Annotated in this window: 15 protein-coding genes; 8 read left to right on the forward strand and 7 right to left on the reverse strand. The window is 53.3% G+C overall.

Going from position 1 to position 21,162, the window contains the following annotated elements; translation table 11 throughout:
• Positions 1–30 precede the first annotated feature (30 nt).
• Together KSF73_16715 and KSF73_16720 are read left to right on the forward strand one after the other, a co-directional pair.
• Positions 31–1,113: a hypothetical protein gene (locus KSF73_16715; GenBank protein ID MBV1777365.1), complete on the forward strand. Its 1,083-nt coding sequence runs from the start codon at positions 31–33 to the stop codon at positions 1,111–1,113.
• Positions 1,101–1,973, forward strand: a complete 873-nt coding sequence (locus KSF73_16720; GenBank protein MBV1777366.1) for a hypothetical protein — start codon at positions 1,101–1,103, stop codon at positions 1,971–1,973. The genes KSF73_16715 and KSF73_16720 overlap by 13 nt, the downstream gene beginning before the upstream one ends.
• An 87-nt stretch (positions 1,974–2,060) precedes the next feature.
• Here the strand turns inward: KSF73_16720 and KSF73_16725 are convergent, their stop codons facing one another.
• The gene (locus tag KSF73_16725) at positions 2,061–2,864 is read right to left on the reverse strand and encodes a hypothetical protein (protein ID MBV1777367.1); all 804 of its coding nucleotides are present in this window, start codon (positions 2,862–2,864) and stop codon (positions 2,061–2,063) included.
• Positions 2,865–3,128: 264 nt separating this feature from the next.
• On the opposite strand from KSF73_16725, the gene KSF73_16730 reads away from it, so the two are divergent.
• Genes KSF73_16730 through KSF73_16750 form a run of 5 tightly spaced genes read left to right on the forward strand, consistent with a single transcriptional unit; the run spans position 3,129 to position 5,740 of the window.
• Positions 3,129–3,698 (forward strand): HAD-IA family hydrolase, encoded by a 570-nt coding sequence (locus KSF73_16730; GenBank protein MBV1777368.1) that lies wholly within the window; start codon positions 3,129–3,131, stop codon positions 3,696–3,698.
• Between the two features lie 2 nt (positions 3,699–3,700).
• A complete protein-coding gene (locus tag KSF73_16735) occupies positions 3,701–4,168 on the forward strand; it encodes a hypothetical protein (GenBank protein MBV1777369.1) in 468 nt (155 codons plus the stop codon).
• Positions 4,165–4,719, forward strand: a complete 555-nt coding sequence (locus tag KSF73_16740; protein MBV1777370.1) for a 3'-5' exoribonuclease — start codon at positions 4,165–4,167, stop codon at positions 4,717–4,719. Before KSF73_16735 ends, KSF73_16740 begins: the two co-directional genes overlap by 4 nt.
• On the forward strand, positions 4,713–5,204 hold the full coding sequence (locus tag KSF73_16745) for a hypothetical protein (protein ID MBV1777371.1): 492 nt from the start codon (positions 4,713–4,715) through the stop codon (positions 5,202–5,204). The genes KSF73_16740 and KSF73_16745 overlap by 7 nt, the downstream gene beginning before the upstream one ends.
• Positions 5,201–5,740 (forward strand): exonuclease domain-containing protein, encoded by a 540-nt coding sequence (locus KSF73_16750; GenBank protein ID MBV1777372.1) that lies wholly within the window; start codon positions 5,201–5,203, stop codon positions 5,738–5,740. Before KSF73_16745 ends, KSF73_16750 begins: the two co-directional genes overlap by 4 nt.
• A 108-nt stretch (positions 5,741–5,848) precedes the next feature.
• Here the strand turns inward: KSF73_16750 and KSF73_16755 are convergent, their stop codons facing one another.
• The 6 genes from KSF73_16755 to KSF73_16780 all read right to left on the reverse strand — a co-directional run bounded on the left by KSF73_16755 (position 5,849) and on the right by KSF73_16780 (position 20,499).
• Positions 5,849–6,115 carry an RHS repeat protein gene (locus KSF73_16755; protein MBV1777373.1) on the reverse strand — a complete coding sequence of 89 codons (267 nt, stop codon included), beginning with the start codon at positions 6,113–6,115 and terminating at the stop codon, positions 5,849–5,851.
• A 151-nt stretch (positions 6,116–6,266) separates the two neighbouring features.
• A complete protein-coding gene (locus KSF73_16760) occupies positions 6,267–6,482 on the reverse strand; it encodes a hypothetical protein (protein ID MBV1777374.1) in 216 nt (71 codons plus the stop codon).
• A 14-nt stretch (positions 6,483–6,496) separates the two neighbouring features.
• Complete coding sequence (locus tag KSF73_16765) at positions 6,497–8,959, reverse strand: hypothetical protein (protein ID MBV1777375.1); 2,463 nt, start codon at positions 8,957–8,959, stop codon at positions 6,497–6,499.
• Positions 8,960–9,126: 167 nt separating this feature from the next.
• Complete coding sequence (locus tag KSF73_16770) at positions 9,127–9,402, reverse strand: hypothetical protein (protein MBV1777376.1); 276 nt, start codon at positions 9,400–9,402, stop codon at positions 9,127–9,129.
• The gene (locus KSF73_16775) at positions 9,399–20,204 is read right to left on the reverse strand and encodes a VCBS repeat-containing protein (GenBank protein ID MBV1777377.1); all 10,806 of its coding nucleotides are present in this window, start codon (positions 20,202–20,204) and stop codon (positions 9,399–9,401) included. The genes KSF73_16770 and KSF73_16775 overlap by 4 nt, the downstream gene beginning before the upstream one ends.
• Positions 20,205–20,358: 154 nt before the next feature.
• Entirely contained in the window at positions 20,359–20,499 is a 141-nt protein-coding gene (locus KSF73_16780) for a hypothetical protein (protein MBV1777378.1), read from the reverse strand.
• A gap of 59 nt (positions 20,500–20,558) precedes the next feature.
• Between KSF73_16780 and KSF73_16785 the strand changes: the two genes are divergently transcribed.
• Positions 20,559–21,059 carry a hypothetical protein gene (locus tag KSF73_16785; GenBank protein MBV1777379.1) on the forward strand — a complete coding sequence of 167 codons (501 nt, stop codon included), beginning with the start codon at positions 20,559–20,561 and terminating at the stop codon, positions 21,057–21,059.
• Positions 21,060–21,162: the final 103 nt, after the last annotated feature.

Here is a 21,162-nt window from a genome sequence, read left to right on the forward strand (position 1 = left end):
CGCTTTCACTGTATGTGATATTTTCAGCAAATGCTGAAAGATAAAAATTCACTGAAAAAGTCAGAAGCGCATGCCAGTGAGGCTCTGCGAGGGATCCTTGAGAGGATCCCGATCCTCCAGGTGGAGAGCATCACTACGGAAGCGACCTTCGGTGATTGGCAACCGGACTTGGTCGCTCGTCTCCTTGTGGGCCGTCAGCCGCACCAGCTTGCTTGCGCGTACATCCAGAATGGACAGCCTCGATACGCCCGATTGGCAATGCTGGAACTATCGAATTACGTCATGCACCACGACCATCAGGCCACGCCCGTCCTGATCGCCCCCTATATTTCCACAGCCGTCGGACAAATGTGCGAAGAGAATGGCGTCAGCTATCTAGACCTAGAGGGAAACGCAAGGATTACATTTGGTGGCGTATTCATCGAGCGTATGGTCGCAAGCAAGCCAGTGGCGCAACAGCGTGAGCTCAAGTCACTGTTTAAGCCGAAATCTGCTCAAGTATTGCGCGCTCTGCTGCGTGAGCCCAACCGTGCGTGGCGGGTCAACGAATTGTCGGAGCTCACAGGTGTTAGCCTCGGACACGTCAGTAATGTACGAACTGGCTTGATCAATCGAGAATGGGCGAGCGTCTCGAACAATGGCCTGATTCTCTCTGAGCCAGATGCGCTGCTGGACGCATGGCGGGAAAACTATACTGCGCCATCTGGGGAGAGGCTGCGCTTTTACACTCCACTGCATGGCAGTTCGCTCGAAGATGCAGCGCGAAGCGTACTGTTCGCCGGCAATGGTAACGGAGGTGCTGTTTTCGCATCATTTTCAGCGGCGCAGTGGCTTGCTCCATACGCGCGCACCGGGACTCACTACTTTTTTTGCGATGATCAAGGCCTGCACAAACTTCAGCCAGTACTGAAACTCACTCCCGTCGCAAAAGGCGAGAACGTGGTCATCACTGTGCTGAAGGATGTGGGATGGTTTGCCGACAGCGTCGAACCGGTACAGGGTGCAGTCTGTACGAGTCCGGTTCAAACTTATCTTGATCTCTCTATTGCGGGTGAGCGCGGCGCCGAGGCTGCGGAGTATCTTCGACAGGCACGACTCAAATGGCCCAGATGACCCCCATGAAAGAGCCGCAATCCGCTGCTGAGTACGACGACCGTACGACCATGGCCGTAAAGGCCGTGCTGATCGAGATCGGCCAGATCCTTGGCAGCTTCAAAGGCAAGTTTGCGATCATTGGCGGCGCCGTCCCTTGGCTACTGCTAGACAGTGACGACATGCCCCACGTCGGGACACTCGACGTGGACATTGGACTGGACGCAGAAGCACTAGGTGATGGTGAATATGCAACCTTGATCAGTGCGCTGCAACAGCATGGCTATGCTCAGCGCGATGGTCTACGGCGCTTCCAATTGGTGCGCAAGGTTCCTGCACTCGACAGTGGCGCGGCAATCGACATTGTGGTCGATTTCCTGATGCCGCGCGACGCTGAAATCGTCAAGAATAATCCCCCCTTGATTAGTGACTTCGCCGTGCAGCGGGCCGATGGCGCAGACTTGGCGATGCGATTCTATCAACTGGTCGCCGTAGCGGGACCGATGCCGGATGGAGGGACGAATCGCGTGGAGATTGCAGTGTGTTCAATACCCGCTTTACTGGCGATGAAGGGTCATGCGCTGGCCGGGCGCTACAAACAAAAGGATGCCTACGACATATACTATTGCGTACGAAATTACCCTGAAGGGATCGATGTGCTGGCACAGGAGTGTCGACCGTTGCTCGAGCATACCAGTGGCAAGCGAGGCTTTCAGCAAATAGCCGTAAAGTTCGACACCATTGATGGGTTTGGCCCAACCTGTGTGCGACGCTTTGTAGAAGACACGCAGGTGCTGGGCGATCGCACGCCGGAGCAGTGGCAGCAAGATGCATTCGGCCAAATCGATGCGCTTCTGCGTGCTATGGGGATGCGAGACTGAATCTGTCTGGCCTGAGATCAGACCGGTGGGAAGGTAGTTGGTAAGCATGGCAACGACGACACCATATCTCATCAAAATGCATGCCAGTCATTTATCATCGGGCGGATTGACCCGAACACTGCGCAAGAAGATTTCCCTGAGCTGCTCAAGCCCAAGCCCGGTGCGTGTGCTCACATGTGCAAGCGTCTCCTGCCAGCGCTGCCACTCGCCAGTTGGATCACCGCTCAGCGCGGGAAAGGTAAGCGCCCCAGACCTCGAACTGGGTACGACGGATCCATCATGGTCCGCTTCATCAAAAAGCGGAGCCTGCAGCACTTCGTCGCGGCATACCTGTTCCATCATCTCCTGGCCAAACTCCATGAGATAGTCCGTCACCTCCCCGCGCGGGGCTTTGCCATGCCACCACAGTGTCCATTCGCGCTCACTGACCGCATGAATGCCCCCCATTCGCGCCCGGGGAATCACCTCCGCCGAGGGCGGCAGCCAGGGATGATCCGCCAGCGGTCTCGACAGCAATATCACCAGCGGCACCGGTTCACCGACACGTCTGGCGAGAATCACTGCGCCATGCGCCAGTAGGCGCCCCTCAGTGGGGAACACATCCACCGACGAAAACGCACCGGCGTTGTCCAGCACCGTCAGCATTCGATGAAGTGGCGTCCAGTCGGCCTCAATACACACCCGCCACACGCGATCGCGCCGCAAACTCCCCATACGCCAGCCCAGCGCGGCACATACCGACAATTGCTTGTCTGCTGCCAGAGCGGAATCCTGACCGGCGAGCCATTTCGCCAAATTGGAGCGGTTCACTTCTGCCATGCGCGCCACCTCCGCCGGACGGACCCGGGTCAGCTCAAGCAGCGTCTGTGCAATGGTTCGATAACGGCTCATCCCTCTACCTTTTCTCTACAGAGCGGCCATCCTATCGCAGGATAGCGTGAAATCACTTGCCAATACGGCATTTACACATAATACTCACATTACCACAATTACTACGTTGATGAAGTGAGCGGGTTCACATGCGTCCTTGCCCCCACCATTACATGATGCGCCAGCGGTACACCCGCGACAGCTCATGCAATATCAGGGTGACTACGCGCATGAACCCCCTCGTGTTGATCGGCCCGACTGGGCCACTGTCCCCAGGGGGCATTCATGCATGATATTCAAGCAGTGGTGTTTGACGCATTTGGCACACTGATTCAGTACACCGGCCCGTGGAACCATCCTTACCGCCATGTGCTCGCGCATATTGATGCATCCACCCGCCTGCCCTTTATGACGCGCAATGTCCCGATTGACATCTTTGCCGATGAACTGGGTCTGAGCCACGTCGTGCCGGACATGCGCCGCGAACTCGACGCGCTGCTGGCGAGCCTTCGCCTCTTTCCCGAGGTAAGCACCGTGCTCAATGCCGTGCGGGCATCCGGTCGACCCATCGCGGTATGCAGCAATCTGGCGTATGACTTTGGCGGTGCGCTTTATCGTCTGTTACCTGACATGGACGCCTATTTACTCAGTTATGCGCTCGGCGTGGCCAAGCCCGATCCGGCCATGTATGCCGCCGTGTGCACGGCGCTGGCCTGCCCGCCCGAACACCTGCTCTTTATTGGCGACAGTCAGCGCTGCGATGTGGACGGCCCGCGGGCCTCTGGCCTGCAGGCCCGCAGACTCAATCGCAGGCAGGGGATGACCTTGTTCGATACACTGGAAGGCGTGATCTGACCATGATTCTTTTTCTGGATTTCGATGGGGTCTTGCATCCGGAATGCAGCGAATCCGTACAGGCTGGCATTCAGGAATTTTGTCATTTGCCGCGATTTGAAGGCGTGATGCGTGATTACCCGCACGTCGACATCGTCATCAGTTCAATGTGGCGTGAGCTGCAGCCCCTGGATGCGTTGAAGGCGTACTTTTCCCCCGATTTTGCCCATCGCCTCATCGATGTGACCCCGACGGTGCCGAGGGAAGCAGGGAAATATTTACCCGCCCAGCGAGAACAGGAAATACTGGCGTGGCTCAATGCCAATGGCCGGATCCATGCACCATGGATCGCCCTTGACGATGCTGAGTGGCAATTCCGTGATCACCGCGACCATCTGGTTGCCTGCCAGTCGTCCATTGGATTGGATGCCACCGTGGAGGTCGCCTTGCGCGCGGCCCTCAACCGGTTTACGCAAGGACCCGCACGATGATGGTTTTTCTGGATACCGAATTCACAGGCCTGGATGCACCTGATCCACTGCTGATCAGCGTCGCCTTGGTTCGTGAAGATGGCGAGTATTTATACGCAGAGGTGCCGCCCGGACAATACGCCTACCGTGCCAGTCATTGGGTACGGGAGAATGTCATGGTGCACCTCTGGGGCGGATCCTATTGCCAGGACCTCGACACACTGGCGTTGAATGTACAGACCTGGCTCAAGGCTATCCCCGAACAGGTGGTCATCCTGAGCGATGCGCCATATTACGATATGGAACGGATGTTGAAGCCCTTACTGCACACGTGGCCTGCCAACCTGCACCCACAGGCGATGCTGTTTGACCGTCATGCCCTGGGCGACGGGTTGAGAGACCTACTGGCCAGTGAACGTCGCCGGTATTACACCCATGCCACCCCTGAACACCATGCACTCCATGATGCGATGGCACTGCGCCAAGCCTGGTTGAAAGCGCAGACACTGGATGGATTCGCAGAGTATCTGGCGCGCCTCCATCGTGCAGTCTCGGGGCCGCGACCGTGCTGATCTTCCTCGACACCGAATACACCGACCCCATCGACAGCGGCCTCATCAGCATTGCGCTGATCACGGAGGATGGGAGCCATCATTTTTATGCTGAACTGAGCGATTTCAAGCGCGACATGTGCAGTGCATTTGTACACGCCGCGGTCCTGCCGCTGCTGGATGCGCCACCGGATCAGATCATGGATCGTGGCGCGTTGAACAGATGCCTGCACACTTGGTTCGCCCGGTTGCCCGAACCGGGGGTGATCGCGTATGACGACCGTACCGATGTTGACTTGCTGCTGGATGCGTTGGGCGATACCACACCGGCGAACCTGGCGGGATATCACAACCTGCGCCCAGCAATGGCGTCGCCGATGTTTAATGAGGCCGTGTGCCAGTATCACGCCCAGCCAAATCAACCGTGGCCTCATGCTTGGCACGATGCAAATGCATTACGGGCAGGCTGGATGGCCTGGCAACCTTCACCGAAGGACCCATCATGATGCTGATCATTGATCTGGAGGCGACCTGCGACGAAGGCGATGCCCTGCCAGCAGAGGAGATGGAAATCATCGAAATTGGCGCGGTATGGGCGGATGCCACCGGTCAGGTACTGGCGGAATACCAGTCTTTCGTCCGGCCGGTGCTTCACCCAACGCTCACCCCTTTCTGCACACAGCTGACCGGCATTCAGCAGCACGATGTCGATCAGGCGGCGACCTTCCCCGCTGTCGCCACTCAGCTGCAGGCATTCGCCATGCAATATGAACCGAGCCTGCGATCCTGGGGGAGTTGGGGACAGTACGACTGTCGACAACTTGCACGCGAGTGTGCACGTCACGGCGTGCCTCATCCGTTGAGTGATTTTGAACACGTCAATCTGAAGCGGCTCTTTGCCAGGCAGCGGCGGATCAAGGAAGTTGGCATGGCCAGAGCACTAGCCATGACGGGTCTGCCCCTGCAGGGGACGCACCATCGCGGGCTGGATGATGCGCGCAATATCGCCCGGTTGCTCGCGCATATGCATCCGCTACGATGAGGATGCATAGGATGTTTGCCTGTAAACACACTTGCCCGATGCATCGTAGGAATAGCCGTACAGCTTGCTACTCTCGGCATCCTGTATGTCAGTAACCGCATCCGGATGCTATGTATCACCATAGATGTAGCTACCCACATCGGATTTTGATGTGATGCGCCCGTTGCCACTGGCACTCTGATCACTACAGATCGCGTCGTAACAGATGGTTTGAACCGTCGTCCCCATCGTCACTTTGTACAGGCGGTTCAGCTTGTCGTAGCCATACAGCATGGATGCGGCTACGCCACCTGAGTCAGTCTTACTGGTCAGTCGGCCTACATCGTCGTAATCATAAGTCTGGCTTACGCCTTTAATATTGGCCGAGGATGGCATCGACGCTGATCAGGCGGTCGCTCTGGGCGCCGTTGCCGTAGGATTATTTGCCTTTCCGCCTGTAATCGTCATCCAAATTGAATGACGATTAATGGTATGACGCAATGACTCTTGGAAATTCGAACCCTATAAGACTTGGCAGAATCCAGTATTATTCTTCGTTATCACTCTTTTCCACCTTGCTCTTAAGCATTTCTTTGCCGTCTTCCCTTATTTTAGAAAAGGCGGAAACGATTCCAAAAAAAAATAGAATCATAAATAATCCCCAGAAGACTCGGTGAACCTTGCCAAAAAAAACAGTATAAATGATCATCCCTGAAGCAAGCAGGGATATCACTGCCATTATTTTATCGAAATGTTTTTCCATTAAAATACCCTATTCTAATTTGTACATGAAAATGTTGTTTGAATGCACGCTTTTACGCCACCACCTACAGCCAATCCGTACTGATGCGCAAGGCTAGCTTGCAATCCACCATCAGTTGCAACAGACCCATCAAGCTCTGCGCCCGCAATAGGTACAGCAACACCGGCAAGGCCGACATTCACAGAAGTCCCTTTTGATGCCGCACCCGTTCCTGCCTGGACAGTTGGTCCAGCAGATGCACCGATGCCGAGACCAACTATTGCACACATGGAATAGGCAGAACAGGCGTTTCCATTGCTATCGATGACAGTAACAAAATCACCCGCAATGCCTCCTGGCCCGAGCATGACCTGACCAGTCACGCCAGAAGATATATTGCCACCCTCTTCAATCTTTGAAATGACCCCAGTGGATCGGAGCGCTTTACGATTTGCACTTGCTTGTTGGGGCGTTGACATCCAACCAAAAAGCTTATCCCAGAAAGCTTTCAATGATTTCTTTGCACTCAAACCTTCCTTCATATCCCTCATATGCCCCTCAGCATTATACGCCCGATCAAACGCCGCTACGATCGCGCCATTGGCGAACTTGCCACCAGCAATCACTGACGCCGTGCCACCTAGTACCGCCGCAGCTGATACACGGGCGCTACGCGCCAGAAAGCTTGTGTCGCCTTGCATAATGCCATCGATCTTCGGCCCCAGAGCAGACGACAATCCACCAGCAAACGCCCCGCTCAAGAAGCTTTCACCTGCCAACTCTGACTGAATGCCGCCCACCCCAGCATGCAAAGCCACATTGGCATACGAACCGGAGATGGTTCCATCCCCAATTAACTGATTCACATAGGCAAATGTACCCGCCTGAATCCCGCCCTGAACCGCATCCCCACCACTCGCACCATGGGCGCGTGCGTTGTCATAGTTTAATCTGGCAGCACAGACAGGTGCAGCACCACCACATGCCATAGAAGCAAGGGTGACCAATATCTGACCTGTCGATTCAGACACATGCGACAAAATGTCACGCGCCAGATACGATCCGGTGATCGTCCCAAAGAACCGATTCAGCGAACTATTGTTATACGAGAACCCCGTCGGATCAGTGTAAATCAGCGGATTGTTCGCCACATAGCTATAGCCGTTAAAGCTCTGCCAGTTGCCCGTATCGGAAATCACCGGATCCGCGCCCATAAAGCGCGCCAGCATCGGGTCGTATACCCGGCCATTCATGTTGATCAGGCCTAGGCTTTCGATTTCCTCGTGGCCGGTGTAGCCACGACGGGTCACCGTCGCGCCTTCTTCCACGATCCGCTTGCCCCAGGCATCGTAACGATAGCGTGCCAGAATGCTGCCCTTGACATCGCTCACCGCCACCACCGAGCCCAGCATATCGGTATGCATCCAGCGGGTGGTGTCTTGCGTACCACTGACTTCGATCACCGCCACACTATGGCCCGCAGCCGAGACATATACCTTGTCGGTGGTTTTGCTGCCGTCAATTTCCCGCTGCCAGCCATGCCCCAGATCCAGACGCGGATTAATCGTCAGCGTGACTTTGTTGTTATCGGTTTCCTTCACGCGCCCGTAATCCACGTCGTAGAGGAAATCGACCGAATGACCATTGCCGGTCATGTTCTTCGGCTGGTTAAAGCTGTACCAAGCATAGGTATTGCCGCCCTTACCCGTCAGCATATTGCCCGATGCATCGTAGGAATAGCCGTACAACTTGCCACCCTTGGCATCCTGAATTTCGGTGACCGCATCTGGATGCGATGTATCCCCATAGATGTAGTTACCCACATCGGATTTTGACGTGATGCGCCCGTTGCCACTGCCACTCTGATCACTACAGGTCGCGTCGTAACAGATGGTTTGAACCGCCGTCCCCATCGTCACTTTGTACAGGCGGTTCAGTTTGTCGTAGCCATACAGCATAGATGCGGCTACGCCACCAGAATCTGTCTTGCTGGTCAGTCGGCCTACATCGTCGTAATCATAGGTCTGGCTTACGCCTTTGATATTGGCCGAGGTAATGGCATCGACGCTGATCAGGCGGTCGCTCTGGGCATCGTAGCCATTGGTGATAGACATGCCGTTGCCGTAGGCTTCCTTGGTCCATCGACCGGCCGCATCAGTTTCCTTGCCTTCCCAGATATAGCCATCCTTGCGCCAGATACCCTTCAGTTGCCCGCGATCGTTATACACATGACGCAGACGGATATTACCCGGATAGGTCACCGCGAAAGCGCGATTGGCGCCATCGTATTCGGACGATACGGTGTAGGCATTGCTTGCATCCAGACGGGTTGTACCGGAGCTTACACGCCCAATCGCATCGTAAATCACCTCGCGTTGATAGCCATTGTCCGCAGCGGTGTAGCACAGTGCGCCGATCCAGCCGGTTTTGCTGCAATCCGGTGCATTGAGCTTGGCCAGTGTCTGGATAGTACTTGCTGCAGGCTTGTCGTACATCATAACGTGGTGCTTTTGACGCTACTACGGCAAAGTACAACAGCAGCCCGGCACACCCCAATAATCGTTCGACGCCAATTCGACAATCCGACCGAAAATTTCCCGAATCGTATGATCGGGAGGATGGATGCCGATATGATGGGAGTGCAGCGCGCTACACGGACGACCCATCAACTTTCTATTCGACATGAAATTCCGTGAGTCTCAAAATATTCAACGACTTTTATTTTTACTTCATTTTTCAGTTCATAATCCTTATTGGCTCCATTGCCTTCTGTCATACCTCTAATTATCCTTCCTCTCGAAAAAAAACCTGGCTCATAGTCAACCCAAACCAGCATCTCCCCTTTCGGCCCTGAATATCGAACCGTTTCTCTATCAACCCATTCGACAAAGCCACCCGAAAATGCCCATTTCTTAGGAACTGAATTAAAGAAGCAACTCATGGTACTGTCTTTATCAAAATATTACGCCAGTTAAGAATTGGCTGTTCAATGGTCCTCCAAATATTTCCAGACTGAACACCGACTTTTAAGGCAACTCCCTTCGCATTAGCTGCATATGTCGCAGAAGCCGCCTTCCACATCCAGTAAGGTACTTTACTTCCAAATTGATTCATAAGGGAACCAATTGGAGTAGACTCCAATGATCTGCCCAAACTCATTGCTCTTTCCAAATTCCCACTTCCAGACCAAAAAACCGAATTTGCGCCGCCATTTAAGCCTGCAGACCAATTGGTACCGACACCCCAAACATATCCAGTCGCCTTCGCACCTTTGTAAACTCCGGAACTAGAATCGACCCCACCAATATCGAAATACTTACGTGCGTCAGCAGTTGAGAACGTTCCAAAAGTTAAAACACTAGAAACACCATCACCAAACCCCCCTGCGGCATCTACCACCCCCTGTGGAAGTGGCACCGCCATTGCAAACTTTTCCAAAGTTGATGGGCCTTCTAAATGCCCCTCAGCATTATACGCCCGATCAAACGCCGCCACGATCGCTCCATTGGCAAACTTGCCGCCAGCAATCACTGACGCCGTGCCACCCAGTACCGCAGCGGCAGACACTCGAGCGCTACTTGCCAGAAATCCAGTGTCACCTCGCATAATGCCATCAATCTTCGGCGCCAACGCAGACGACAATCCACCAGCAAACGCACCACTAAAAAAGCTGTCACCCGCCAAATCCGACTGAACCCCGCCCACTAGCGCATGCAAGGCTATATTTTCAAACGATCCCGCGACCGTACTTCCTCCAATAGCCTGATTCACATAGGCAAATGTACCCGCCTGAATCCCGCCCTGAACCGCATCCCCACCACTCGCACCATGGGCGCGTGCATTGTCATAACTGAATCTAGCAGCGCAGACAGGTGCAGCACCACCACATGCCATAGAAGCAAGGGTGACCAATATCTGACCTGTCGATTCAGAAACATGCGACAAAATGTCACGCGCCAGATACGACCCGGTGATCGTCCCAAAGAACCGATTCAACCCACTATTGTTATACGAGAACCCCGTCGGATCGGTGTAAATCAGCGGATTGTTCGCCACATAGCTATAGCCGTTATAACTCTGCCAGTTGCCCGCATCCGAAATCACCGGATCCGCGCCCATAAAGCGCGCCAGCATCGGATCGTACACCCGGCCATTCATATTGATCAGGCCAAGACTTTCGATTTCCTCGTGGCCAGTGTAGCCACGACGGGTGACGGTCGCGCCTTCTTCCACGATCCGCTTGCCCCAGGCATCGTAACGATAGCGCGCCAGAATGCTGCCCTTGGCATCGCTCACCGCCACCACTGAGCCCAGCATATCGGTATGCATCCAGCGGGTCGTGTCCTGCGTACCACTGACTTCGATCACCGCCACACTATGGCCCGCAGCCGAGACATATACCTTGTCGGTGGTTTTGCTGCCGTCAATTTCGCGTTGCCAGCCATGCCCCAGATCCAGACGCGGATTAATGGTCAGCGTGACCTTGCTGTTATCGGTTTCCTTCACGCGTCCGTAATCCACGTCGTAGAGGAAATCGACCGAATGACCGTTGCCGGTCATGTTCTTCGGCTGATTGAAGCTGTACCAAGAATAGGTATTGCCGCCCTTGCCTGTGAGCATATTGCCCGATGCATCGTAGGAATAGCCGTACAACTTGCTACCCTTGGCATCCTGTATTTCAGTAACCGCATCCGGATGCGATGTATCCCCATAGATGTAGCTACCCACATCGGATTTAGACAGAATCCGGCCATTGCCACTGCCACTCTGATCACTACAGGTCGCGTCGTAACAGATGGTCTGGACCGTCGTCCCCATCGTCACTTTGTTAAGGCGGTTCAGCTTGTCGTAGCCATACAGCATGGAAGCGGCTACGCCACCAGAATCTGTCTTGCTGGTCAGTCGGCCCACATCGTCGTAATCATAGGTCTGGCTTACGCCTTTGATATTGGCCGAGGTAAGGGCATCGACGCTGATCAGGCGGTCACTCTGGGCGTCGTAGCCATTGGTGATCGACATGCCGTTGCCGTAGGCTTCCTTGGTCCATCGACCGGCCGCATCAGTTTCCTTGCCTTCCCAGATATAGCCATCCTTGCGCCAGATACCCTTCAGTTGCCCGCGATCGTTATACACATGACGCAGACGGATATTACCCGGATAGGTCACCGCGAAAGCGCGATTGGCGCCATCGTATTCGGACGATACGGTGTAGGCATTGCTTGCATCCAGACGAGTTGTACCGGAGCTCACACGCCCAATCGCATCGTATACCACCTCGCGTTGATAGCCATTGTCCGCAGCGGTGTAGCAGAGTGCGCCAATCCAGCCGGATTGACTGCAATCTGGTGCTGCCAGTTTGGCCAAGGTCTTTGTTGTTGTCGCAGCAGGTTTGTCGTACACCCAGCTTGCGGTCATATCGACATCGACACGCTTGATCATCCGGCCCAAGAGATCGTACTCGTAGGTCGTATCCTGCTTGCGTGCATTGGTCTTTTTAACTACCTGCCCCAGCGCGTTATATACGCTAGTTCCTACTCCCAGATTTGGATCAGTATGCTTCGTCACACGACCCAGCAAGTCCACCTCATTGATATTGGCACTACTGGTCAACACATTGCCTTGTGCATCTGCGGCACCCATCTTGACCAGATTGCCTTGAACATCGTATTCGTAGCCCAATACGTTGTTGCCGTTATCAACGACCTTCACCAACTTCCCAATCAGATTCTTGGTTTCCTTGCGAACCTGTTTCAGCGCATTGGTTGTTGTCGTGCTAAAGCCATCGTAAGCGATGCCATCACACACTTCGCCCGAATGTTCCAAACGGCATGCCTTGTATGCACGTCCCATATAGTCGTAATAGGTCGTTAGTGCATATTTGACGCTCGCATCCCCACGACGATATGGACGTGTGCGGCGATACTCCTGTCCGGCGCTTGTATAGTCGACGTCTACAAATACAGATTTGCCGTTCAAGTCTCGAGTATGCGTCCGCAGCAAGCGGCCAGCCGCATCGTAATAGCTGTAAACCGGATAGCCCCCCGTTGACACAGCAACCGCAAAAGTCTTTGCACGGCTGGGGCATACATGACCGCTATCTTCACCGGTCATGGCAATGCCACCCGTCCCCGGCGTATCGCCAAAGGTTGTACATGCGAGCGAGCGCTTTTCGGTTTTGGTCTGATTGCTGGTGCCGTAGGCCTGATACTCGGTGATCACCTGACCAAATGCATCATATTCCCACTTTGTTTTAAGCCCGTTCGGCCCGGTCAGCGTCGACGGCAACCCCAGATCCGTGTACGTCTTTGTTTCCGTATGCTTGAGTGCATTTTCGGTTGTTTCAACAAACCGTCCGGTTTTTTCATACGTCACTTTGCTGCTGAAACTCGTAAACGGATTCGCTGCCTTGCTATCCCCGCTCACTGTACTGGACTGACGATTCCCCCATTGGTCATATGCATATTTGGTGGTTTTCATGTAGTCCGGTTGATTAGGCTCAACCGTCTCTGACTCCAAAAGACCATCTGCAGCACGATAGGAGAATGATGATTCACGAATCACACTCTTTCCGCCCGACTCGTGTGTCACCTTCGTGTTCGTTAAACGAGCCAAGTACCAGCTCGACTCGTTGTCGTAGTAAGTGTTCACCGTAGTGGTTTTGTAAGTCTTGCTCAATCCAGAAACAGGATCATTTCCTGTTGTTTGAACCGTAATCGTGGTCGGATTACCGCAATTCTTGTTTGGGCCGCATGATGATGCCCCCTTTTCCACCGCGCCGTATTCGGTCTTGGTTTCCACAGTACTCAGCAGAGTTGAGGACGTCGAATCCGGGTCATAATTTTTGGCAATACTGCTCGAGACATAAGGGAAAAAGGTTCGCTTGCTGCCAGCGGCGACCGGCAGATCCTTGGCTTCGCTACCATTGAGCAGATCGAATACATTAGTCGTTTCACTAACTTTGACATCAACGCCATTTTTGCGAACGTAACCGATTTGCGAATCGAGCATGCCTGCATATGGCCAATCTGTACGGAACTGCATGGTACTGCTACGTGTGATATCCCCTGTAATGGCAGTCACCGTGCGGCTAGTATAGGTCGGCGGCGCGCCACCCTCCATATTGGTTACCAATCCGGCGTAGGTATATTGCTGCGTGGTCACACCGCCTGCTGACAAGCCATTCTCGATCTCCAGCGCACTCACGACAGGAACGGGCGAATCGACTTCACGTTTTGGATACACCGGCCGTGTTGACGGGCGTGTATATACCGTTGAATCAGTTCCAGATTTATACGTAAATTTGGCCGACAGCAGGCTATTATCAACGGCCTTTATGCGATCACGATAGGGAGCCGCACCTAGACGTAACTCCCACGTAAGAGGGTCATAATTACCGTAGCATTTCTTAGTGTTGTCCGCACAGCGATAACGGATGAAGTCTGTGGAACCATCACCGTTGTAGTCGCCCATGCGAACATCATTATCACTTTCCCACAGACCTCCATTGACAACCTTGCAGTTCCAGTCGCTACCTGTGCCAGAACAAACAGCCCACTTGCCTTCATCAATGTACATTGCAAAGTCAGCCAAGCCGTCGCCATTGAAATCCGCAATTTTTCCTTTAAATAGATTGTCAAAATTGAGGTTAACCGGAATTTTGATATCTTGCCCAAGCAGCTTTCCATCCCGCCAATAGCTGGTTTCGCCTTTCAATTTAAACTCAGCACATTTAAATGCCCGCTTTCCGCTTCTAATGTCGCCAGTATTTAGGCAGTAAGCAGCCTGAACAGGCCTCGTATTCCCATCTTCATTAATCGCAATTTTTCTATAATTTGTGCCAAAAATCAAAATATCAGGAAGGCCATCTCCATTCACATCAGCCACATGTGGAATAAAAGCACCAGGTGAAGCGTAATCTTCAATATTGAGATCTAAGTTGGAAAGATCAACATCCGAATCAATAAATCCTTTATCGGAGGCAAGTAAAAGACGTTTTACGAACCCTGTCGTGATGGGTGTACCATTTTCGTCGATTGATACTTGTGGCTCGATATACAACATATCTGATCGACCATCACCATTAAATTCAGCAATCGTATACTTACCTGTTGAACTAGGATTTTCAGGTGAATTAAATATCACCGCATGATCTTTCGACGAAAGAACAGAAGCTCCATTTGTACTGGAACTATTGGGCGTGGTCAGTTTTGTGGCGATCCCATTTGCTATCATTGCTCCAAATACCGATGCGGCCAATTTGGGTGGCAATGCTGTATCCCATTTATCGCACGCTAATTTTTCAGTTCCCTCTTTGCGAATGCCTGTATATGCACAAACATATTTTCCATGAATATAATCGAGACGCCCGTCTCCATTGAAATCCCCAGGCACAAACGGGGATTGATGATCAACCTCAGGTTCGGCATCCAGCGTTTTGCAATCAAACTCTCCATCCCCTTTTGAGAGACAAACCGCCAGAGTTTCTTTAGACGAAGCATAATCCGTCATCCGGTGGGCAATATCGGTCATCCCATCGCCATTGAAATCTCCGACAATATCCGGTTCGCCCCATGTCGCAGTGATGGTTTTACACGAAAAGTTATCCTCGCCTTTCAAACAAATAACCTGGCCACCTTCTTTTTGATCATTCTTATACGAAAGCAAGTCTGTTTTACCATCTCCGTTGAAGTCCCCTTCAAAAAAATGCTTTTTATTTGAAAGGTCTCCCCCCGTAAACACCCTTCCATTAAATGCAGACGGCATACTAAAGAAGTCACCAGCTCCACCACTTGCAGAATCCCAAGAGAAGGTCAGCGGCTTGGTACACTCGGCACCTGATTCACCCACACATCGCTGGATCGATTGCAGCAAGCTCCGATTGTTTACTTGACTAGTGCCATAGGCTGTATCGTATTGGTATTGTTTTTTACTATCGATCCAGACTTCGATGTTTTTAAGCAATTTCGATGCAGTGATCTTTGAACCCACCGCATATGCCACACTTGCATCATTACGGGTGCTGTACACAAACTTCACTTCATTTACAGCTGTTGTAACCGGCGTAGTCGTAGCATTTTCCGCATATTTAATGCTGGCGATGTTCATTTCGCCGCTGGCAAAATCATTGGTATACGCGAACTTGATCGTATTCCCGACTACATCAGCAATCGAGCTCTGAGCCCAGACCAGAACTTCGGCTTTATCTGAAGCCTTGGCATTACCCAGCAAACGGGACTCAGTAGTTCCACCATATGTAAACACCAAACCGCTCTTGGTCCATACCTTGAAATACTGCGGACCCGTTCCTGATGTGCCATAGGAGACAATTTTGCTAAAAGACTCAGAGTAAGTGCGATACTCAGTGCCCTCTGCCCCGTAGGTATCCCCCTTCACCATGACCAGACGCTGACCATCCAGGCAGAACCGATCCTCTGCTGTATGTGTTACAGCACGGCGCACACCATCAATATTGATTTGACGTGGACAACGGGTAATCGAGGATAGACCACTAATACCCCAACCAATCCCGAGTGGGCCATAACCGCCCTGGCTATCATAGGTCAATCCCAGCGTTGGTTTAACGCCACCCGAGCCAATGGGTAATCCAATATCAACACCAAATGTCGCCGCTCCTCGCGAAGACACATCGGCCGTCAGCGGTAAAACACGCAAAGGGCTACCTGTCTCAAGCACAATCTGTTTACTTGGATCAGAAATAACAGGTTGCGCAGGTTCTGTTCCACCACTGCTTGATGATGAAGTAACCACCACATTCATCACCGGTGAAGTAGTCAGCACTTTATCCGCGCCGTCCAACGCCATCGCAGTAACTTGATAGGTGCCCGCCGCCAGATTGCTCACACCAAAGGTATAGCTGCCGTTTGAACCTGTCGACTTGCCACTGGCTTTAATGTCCTTACCCTGCGCTAATTCAACTTTTACACTGCCAATGCTGCCAATGGACGTACCCGTGGCATTGATTTGCAAATTAAAGGTTGCTGGTGCTGTGAGAGTGGATGTCAGCGGAACGACATTCAAATTAATGCCTCCGCCTGAAATGACATAGAACGAAATGGGTGCGGATACGATGGTCGTGACAGTACCATCCGCAAGTCGGATATCCGCCATGGTCTTGGCCGAGTATGTTCCTTCAGAAAGAACCATCTGTGTGCTATAGAACCCTGCCCCCAGGCTACTATCTGCCTGAGCGGTGATCGCCGCTTGCGTCCCCACTTGCATGCGCACCGCCGTCACGGTGGCACCTGCCGGTACCCCGCCCACTTGCGTGCTCATGAACACATTGCCGCCGCCATAGGTCTGCCCATTTTTCGGGGTGCTGAAACCAATGGTGGCCCCTGCCGTCAGCTGGCAGTTACCGGTACACGGCAGGTTCGGGCTGGCACCCGTGGCAGTGGCAACCGGCACCGCTTGCACATACACCGTCGCTGCGTTGTAGCCCGTCAGGCTCGTCAATTCGTGCTTGAAGTAATGGCCCAGCGCATCGCCACAGGCTGTAACGATATTGGCGGTCGTGGTGCTGGTGGAGACATCGTTGCTTAAGGCGCTGGCCGTTCCTGCACCCGTCGCGGTCGCGTTGGCATCCGGCTGCGCGCCGACAAACACTTTGTAGCCAATCGCCTTGTTTTGCCCGGCCTGACACACCCAGCCTTCGACAAAGGTCTTGCCGTCGGCACTGATGTAGACACCCGACACTTCACCCTTGATGCCGGGCGCGCCGGCGATTGTGGTCAGGGTTTCCGTTTTGGTGGCCGTGCCGCCCACACCCTTGGCGGTCCACGTACAGCTGGAGGGATAACCGACCCACTCTGCTTTCGCAGTATCGGTGACGGATCCACTGGTGGCCAGTTGCAAACCGCTCACCTGATAGCCCGTGCCTGTTGTCGTACAGTCGAGCGTCACCGAATCTGCGTCGGTCGTCGACCACGCGCTGGTGTAGCTGTAGTTGGACAGCATGGTGCTCGGGATTCGGGTGACTTGTATGGTCGGCTTTTGCGCGACCTTTACCTTGATGTCCGGACTGATCGCCACGCCATTGAAATCATCCCACACCTTGATGCTCAGGGTGTGATCGCCGCCTGTTAATACCGGCGACACGATGCTGAATGCGTAGACCTGATTTTGCACGCCGCTACCACTTTGCGGGTATTCCTTGCCATCCACGAACAGGCTGAGCTTGCTAATGCGACCCAGAGACTCGCTGGCAGTGCCCTTGATGGTAACCGTACCCGATTGTGTCAGCACGGTATTGTTGGCCGGTTCGCTCACCGAGACCTGTGGCTGCGCGGAAATCGTGACCTTCACATCAGGAGAGCGTGCTTGCTGTCCAGCCTCATCCTTGATCGCTACAAAGAACGTATAGTTACCCGGAACAAATGTGCTGGTACTCACACTTAGCAAGGGGTTGCCGGCAAAGTCATACGAGGATGGATTGCCGAGGAATTGGTCTTGTCCGCTGGGGCCACTTGCAAAGAAGCGAATATCACCCGACCCGGATTGTCTGACCGATGCTGACAAATTGATGGTGTCGGGACGCGTATACGCTGCGTTCGCCGTTGGCTTACTCAGACTAATCGAGGGTACAACAGCAATATAACTAGACACTTGTCTGCGAAGGCTGCGACCCACGTTCCCGAGGCTATCTGTCGCCCAAACCTCTACAAAGTGCGATCCCACTGGCATCGACCAAGAGGCATTCAAGGTTGCATTACTGGTGGTGTAACTGATGACATCATCGACCACCAGTTCCAGTTTCGCGATCGTGGCACCACTTTGAGACGCTGATGCACTCAGAGCAAAGCTCACCGCACTGGTTCCGGCCACGACATAACGTGTCGAATTGGGAATATCCAGCGTCACCACTGGCTTACCCGCCACCGTCACCGTGGATTTCCCGCTCGAGCCCATCAGGTTCTGGCTATCCCATGCCTGCACTTCCAGGGTGTGGTTGCCTACGGCTAAATCCGTCACCGAGAACGAATACGGCGAGGGCTGCCCCATGCTGCCAGCTATATCCTGAGTGGCATAAACAGTCCCATCGACCAGCAATGACGTCTTGACGATGCGAACAACGCTAGGCGTCGCCTTCCCGGAGACTGTGATATTTCTGGCGATCGTCGCGTTGTTTGACGGACTATCCAGGCTGACTGAAGGTGCACTTGGTGCCCTGGTGACCGTTACCGGAATTTTGGTTGAAACGGCGGTTCCGCCAAAGCTGTCCGTTGTCGTCAACCAGATTTGATGCTGGCCTTCGGACAAGGCAACCGTTGTCGAGACTGCGGCGCTGGGTGTACTGTTCACCACGCTACCATCCACAACCACTTGGATCTGGGTAATGGAGGAGCCGCAACCCGGGGCCGATGCATTGCCCGTTACTGACAATGAGACAGTCGCGTTGCCATTGGCGACCTGTAGCGTTTTATTCGCATCAGGCACTGAGATCGATACGCCAGGCAAGCCAGGAGCAACCGTCGAAAATGACTCATTTGAATAGATCGTGCCGCCCGGTCCTGAAACTGTCCAGGTACACGAAGATGGATAGCCCACCCACGCCGCACTGGCGGTATCAGTCACTTTGCCCGACGTAGGCAAACTGAGGTTGCTGACGGAATACCCGCCCCCTGAAGCAGTACAACTCAAGCTCACTGACGAGGCATTGGTACTCGACCAAGTGCTGGTGTATTGCCCACACGCTGTCAACGTTGTAGGGGTTCGATTCGCAGAGAACGTCGGCAACGGCAGTGGCGTCAACGTGATGGTTGTTAAGCTTGAGGCACTTTGACCAAAGTCATCGGTCACCACAACATTAATGCGATATGTCCCAGCAGCCAGTCCGCCAACGCTCACACTGTATGGTGCGCTGCTTGACTGTCCTAACACCGCACCGGTATCCGCATTGAAATATTTAACCGTCAGCGGGCGATTGTTCGGGTTACTCACGTTGGCCGACAGCTGCAGCGTCGACCCCATCTGCGACGTTGCAGATGTCTGGGATACGCCGGGGACTTGTGGGTAGGTCACCAGGTTTTCAACAAACTGGGTCGATCCGCCCGGTCCCGTTGCGGTGTACACGCATCGGGACGGATAGCCAATCCATTCATCGGGCGTCGATGGCGCGTCCCACTTACCATCCCCAGGTGGCAAGGAACCTGTTCCACTGTACCCGGTACCTGAAGCGGTACAATTAAAGGTGATGGAAGTGGCGTTCGTACTATGCCATTCTGATGACCATGACCGTCCCGCCACCAAAGGCGCGGGATAGCGACTTGCTGTAAAAGTTGGTGGCGGTGAAACCGGCGAAGAGACCGTAATCGTCGTCACGGCAGATCCTGCCCGCGCGCCATTCATGGTGACGACTTCGGCATGTACGTTATAAGTACCTTGGCCCAGATTACTGAGCGTGCTTTGCCAAGGCGCACCGCCGAGAATCTGGTGGACATTCCCATTAACAACAATGGCAACGCTATCAACCGGATCAAAGCCGTCGTTATCGTAAGCCGGTGTCGGGTTGGCCGTCAGCGTGATCGTCGCCGGCGCCGTGGCCGTTGTCGCCGATGCGCGCAAAGACACCGTTGGATTAGTGAGCTTACTGCCGCCAATTGCCTGCACATCCGCCACTGGCATCAGCGCAGGGGCGACCACAGCCAGCACCCCACCCATCAATACCGCACGGACAGCGCCTACAAACGACGCCCCACTCTTCCACCCCAACAGCTTGCGCAACATTGGCTTACCTGAATCTGAATGTATTTATTGGATACTCGTCCGACCACGCGTCCACAGGACCCACTACCGGACTTTTACAAGGGGCGCGATTATAGAGATCTCTTGAAACAAATGGAAATACAAATATATATAACGTGATTTCCATTTAAATGAATTATTCAAGTAACACATTTTGTGTCGCTAATACTTGTATTGGTTTTCCCATCGCTCCAATATTATCAAGATCAGTTTTTTCGACACGAAGGCTTGGTTCGGTACCTGACCATCCATCAAAATTCTTTGCCATTTCAATCATCTGTCTGTAAAATCCTTCACGGGAGGAAGTGCTGACGTCGCAATTCATAACACTTAAAGATGTTCTTAAATAAATCAAATGCATTAAAGTTAATTGCCTCATTGCTTTTAATATCAAGTGCAGTTCTAATCAATTTTTTCCCATCCTCGCATTTATCCAGCGAGCATCTTGCTACGCCTGTTCGCGCAGCAGTGAAGCCATCCATGCCCACCGGGCAACCGGATGCTAAGCATCTGAAACTGAACGCGATTATTCGCCAAGCGGATGCCGATCTCGCTGTTGTGATTCATCAAGCACTCGACAGTAGTCAATTATCAGCTGATGAAATCAACTATGAACAAGCGGAGGTTACTTCGCTGGGGTTGCACAAAAGCGCAGCCTCCTTTTCGGTGACCTCACGCTATCAAACAGTGCGTACGTTTCTGACTTCTATACTCTCCAATCATCCGAATACGGCGCTGGATACCTTACAGTGCACCCGGCCCGACATCGCTGAGCCTGAGGTGGAGTGCGCCATCCGGTTGGTGGCTTGGCGTGCGCCAGCACGGTCGGGCACATGAAGGCCTCGGTTCGACAAGGAATAATCGGCATCATCCTAGTCGCCACATTGATTGCCGCATGGTTTGCCCCTTCTGAAGAGCACGATGCCGTCAAAGTTTCGGC

This window comes from Burkholderiaceae bacterium DAT-1 (assembly GCA_019084025.1).
In the GTDB taxonomy this organism is placed as follows: domain Bacteria; phylum Pseudomonadota; class Gammaproteobacteria; order Burkholderiales; family Chitinimonadaceae; genus DAT-1.

Excerpts from the sequence above, each read along its gene's own strand:
- KSF73_16715 (MBV1777365.1), top strand. The coding sequence starts at position 31 with ATGCTGAAAGATAAAAATTCACTGAAAAAGTCAGAAGCGCATGCCAGT.
- KSF73_16720 (MBV1777366.1), top strand. The coding sequence starts at position 1,101 with ATGGCCCAGATGACCCCCATGAAAGAGCCGCAATCCGCTGCTGAGTAC.
- KSF73_16725 (MBV1777367.1), bottom strand. The coding sequence starts at position 2,864 with ATGAGCCGTTATCGAACCATTGCACAGACGCTGCTTGAGCTGACCCGG.
- KSF73_16730 (MBV1777368.1), top strand. The coding sequence starts at position 3,129 with ATGCATGATATTCAAGCAGTGGTGTTTGACGCATTTGGCACACTGATT.
- KSF73_16735 (MBV1777369.1), top strand. The coding sequence starts at position 3,701 with ATGATTCTTTTTCTGGATTTCGATGGGGTCTTGCATCCGGAATGCAGC.
- KSF73_16740 (MBV1777370.1), top strand. The coding sequence starts at position 4,165 with ATGATGGTTTTTCTGGATACCGAATTCACAGGCCTGGATGCACCTGAT.
- KSF73_16750 (MBV1777372.1), top strand. The coding sequence starts at position 5,201 with ATGATGCTGATCATTGATCTGGAGGCGACCTGCGACGAAGGCGATGCC.
- KSF73_16755 (MBV1777373.1), bottom strand. The coding sequence starts at position 6,115 with ATGCCATCCTCGGCCAATATTAAAGGCGTAAGCCAGACTTATGATTAC.
- KSF73_16760 (MBV1777374.1), bottom strand. The coding sequence starts at position 6,482 with ATGGAAAAACATTTCGATAAAATAATGGCAGTGATATCCCTGCTTGCT.
- KSF73_16765 (MBV1777375.1), bottom strand. The coding sequence starts at position 8,959 with ATGATGTACGACAAGCCTGCAGCAAGTACTATCCAGACACTGGCCAAG.
- KSF73_16770 (MBV1777376.1), bottom strand. The coding sequence starts at position 9,402 with ATGAGTTGCTTCTTTAATTCAGTTCCTAAGAAATGGGCATTTTCGGGT.
- KSF73_16775 (MBV1777377.1), bottom strand. The coding sequence starts at position 20,204 with ATGTTGCGCAAGCTGTTGGGGTGGAAGAGTGGGGCGTCGTTTGTAGGC.
- KSF73_16780 (MBV1777378.1), bottom strand. The coding sequence starts at position 20,499 with ATGATTGAAATGGCAAAGAATTTTGATGGATGGTCAGGTACCGAACCA.
- KSF73_16785 (MBV1777379.1), top strand. The coding sequence starts at position 20,559 with ATGTTCTTAAATAAATCAAATGCATTAAAGTTAATTGCCTCATTGCTT.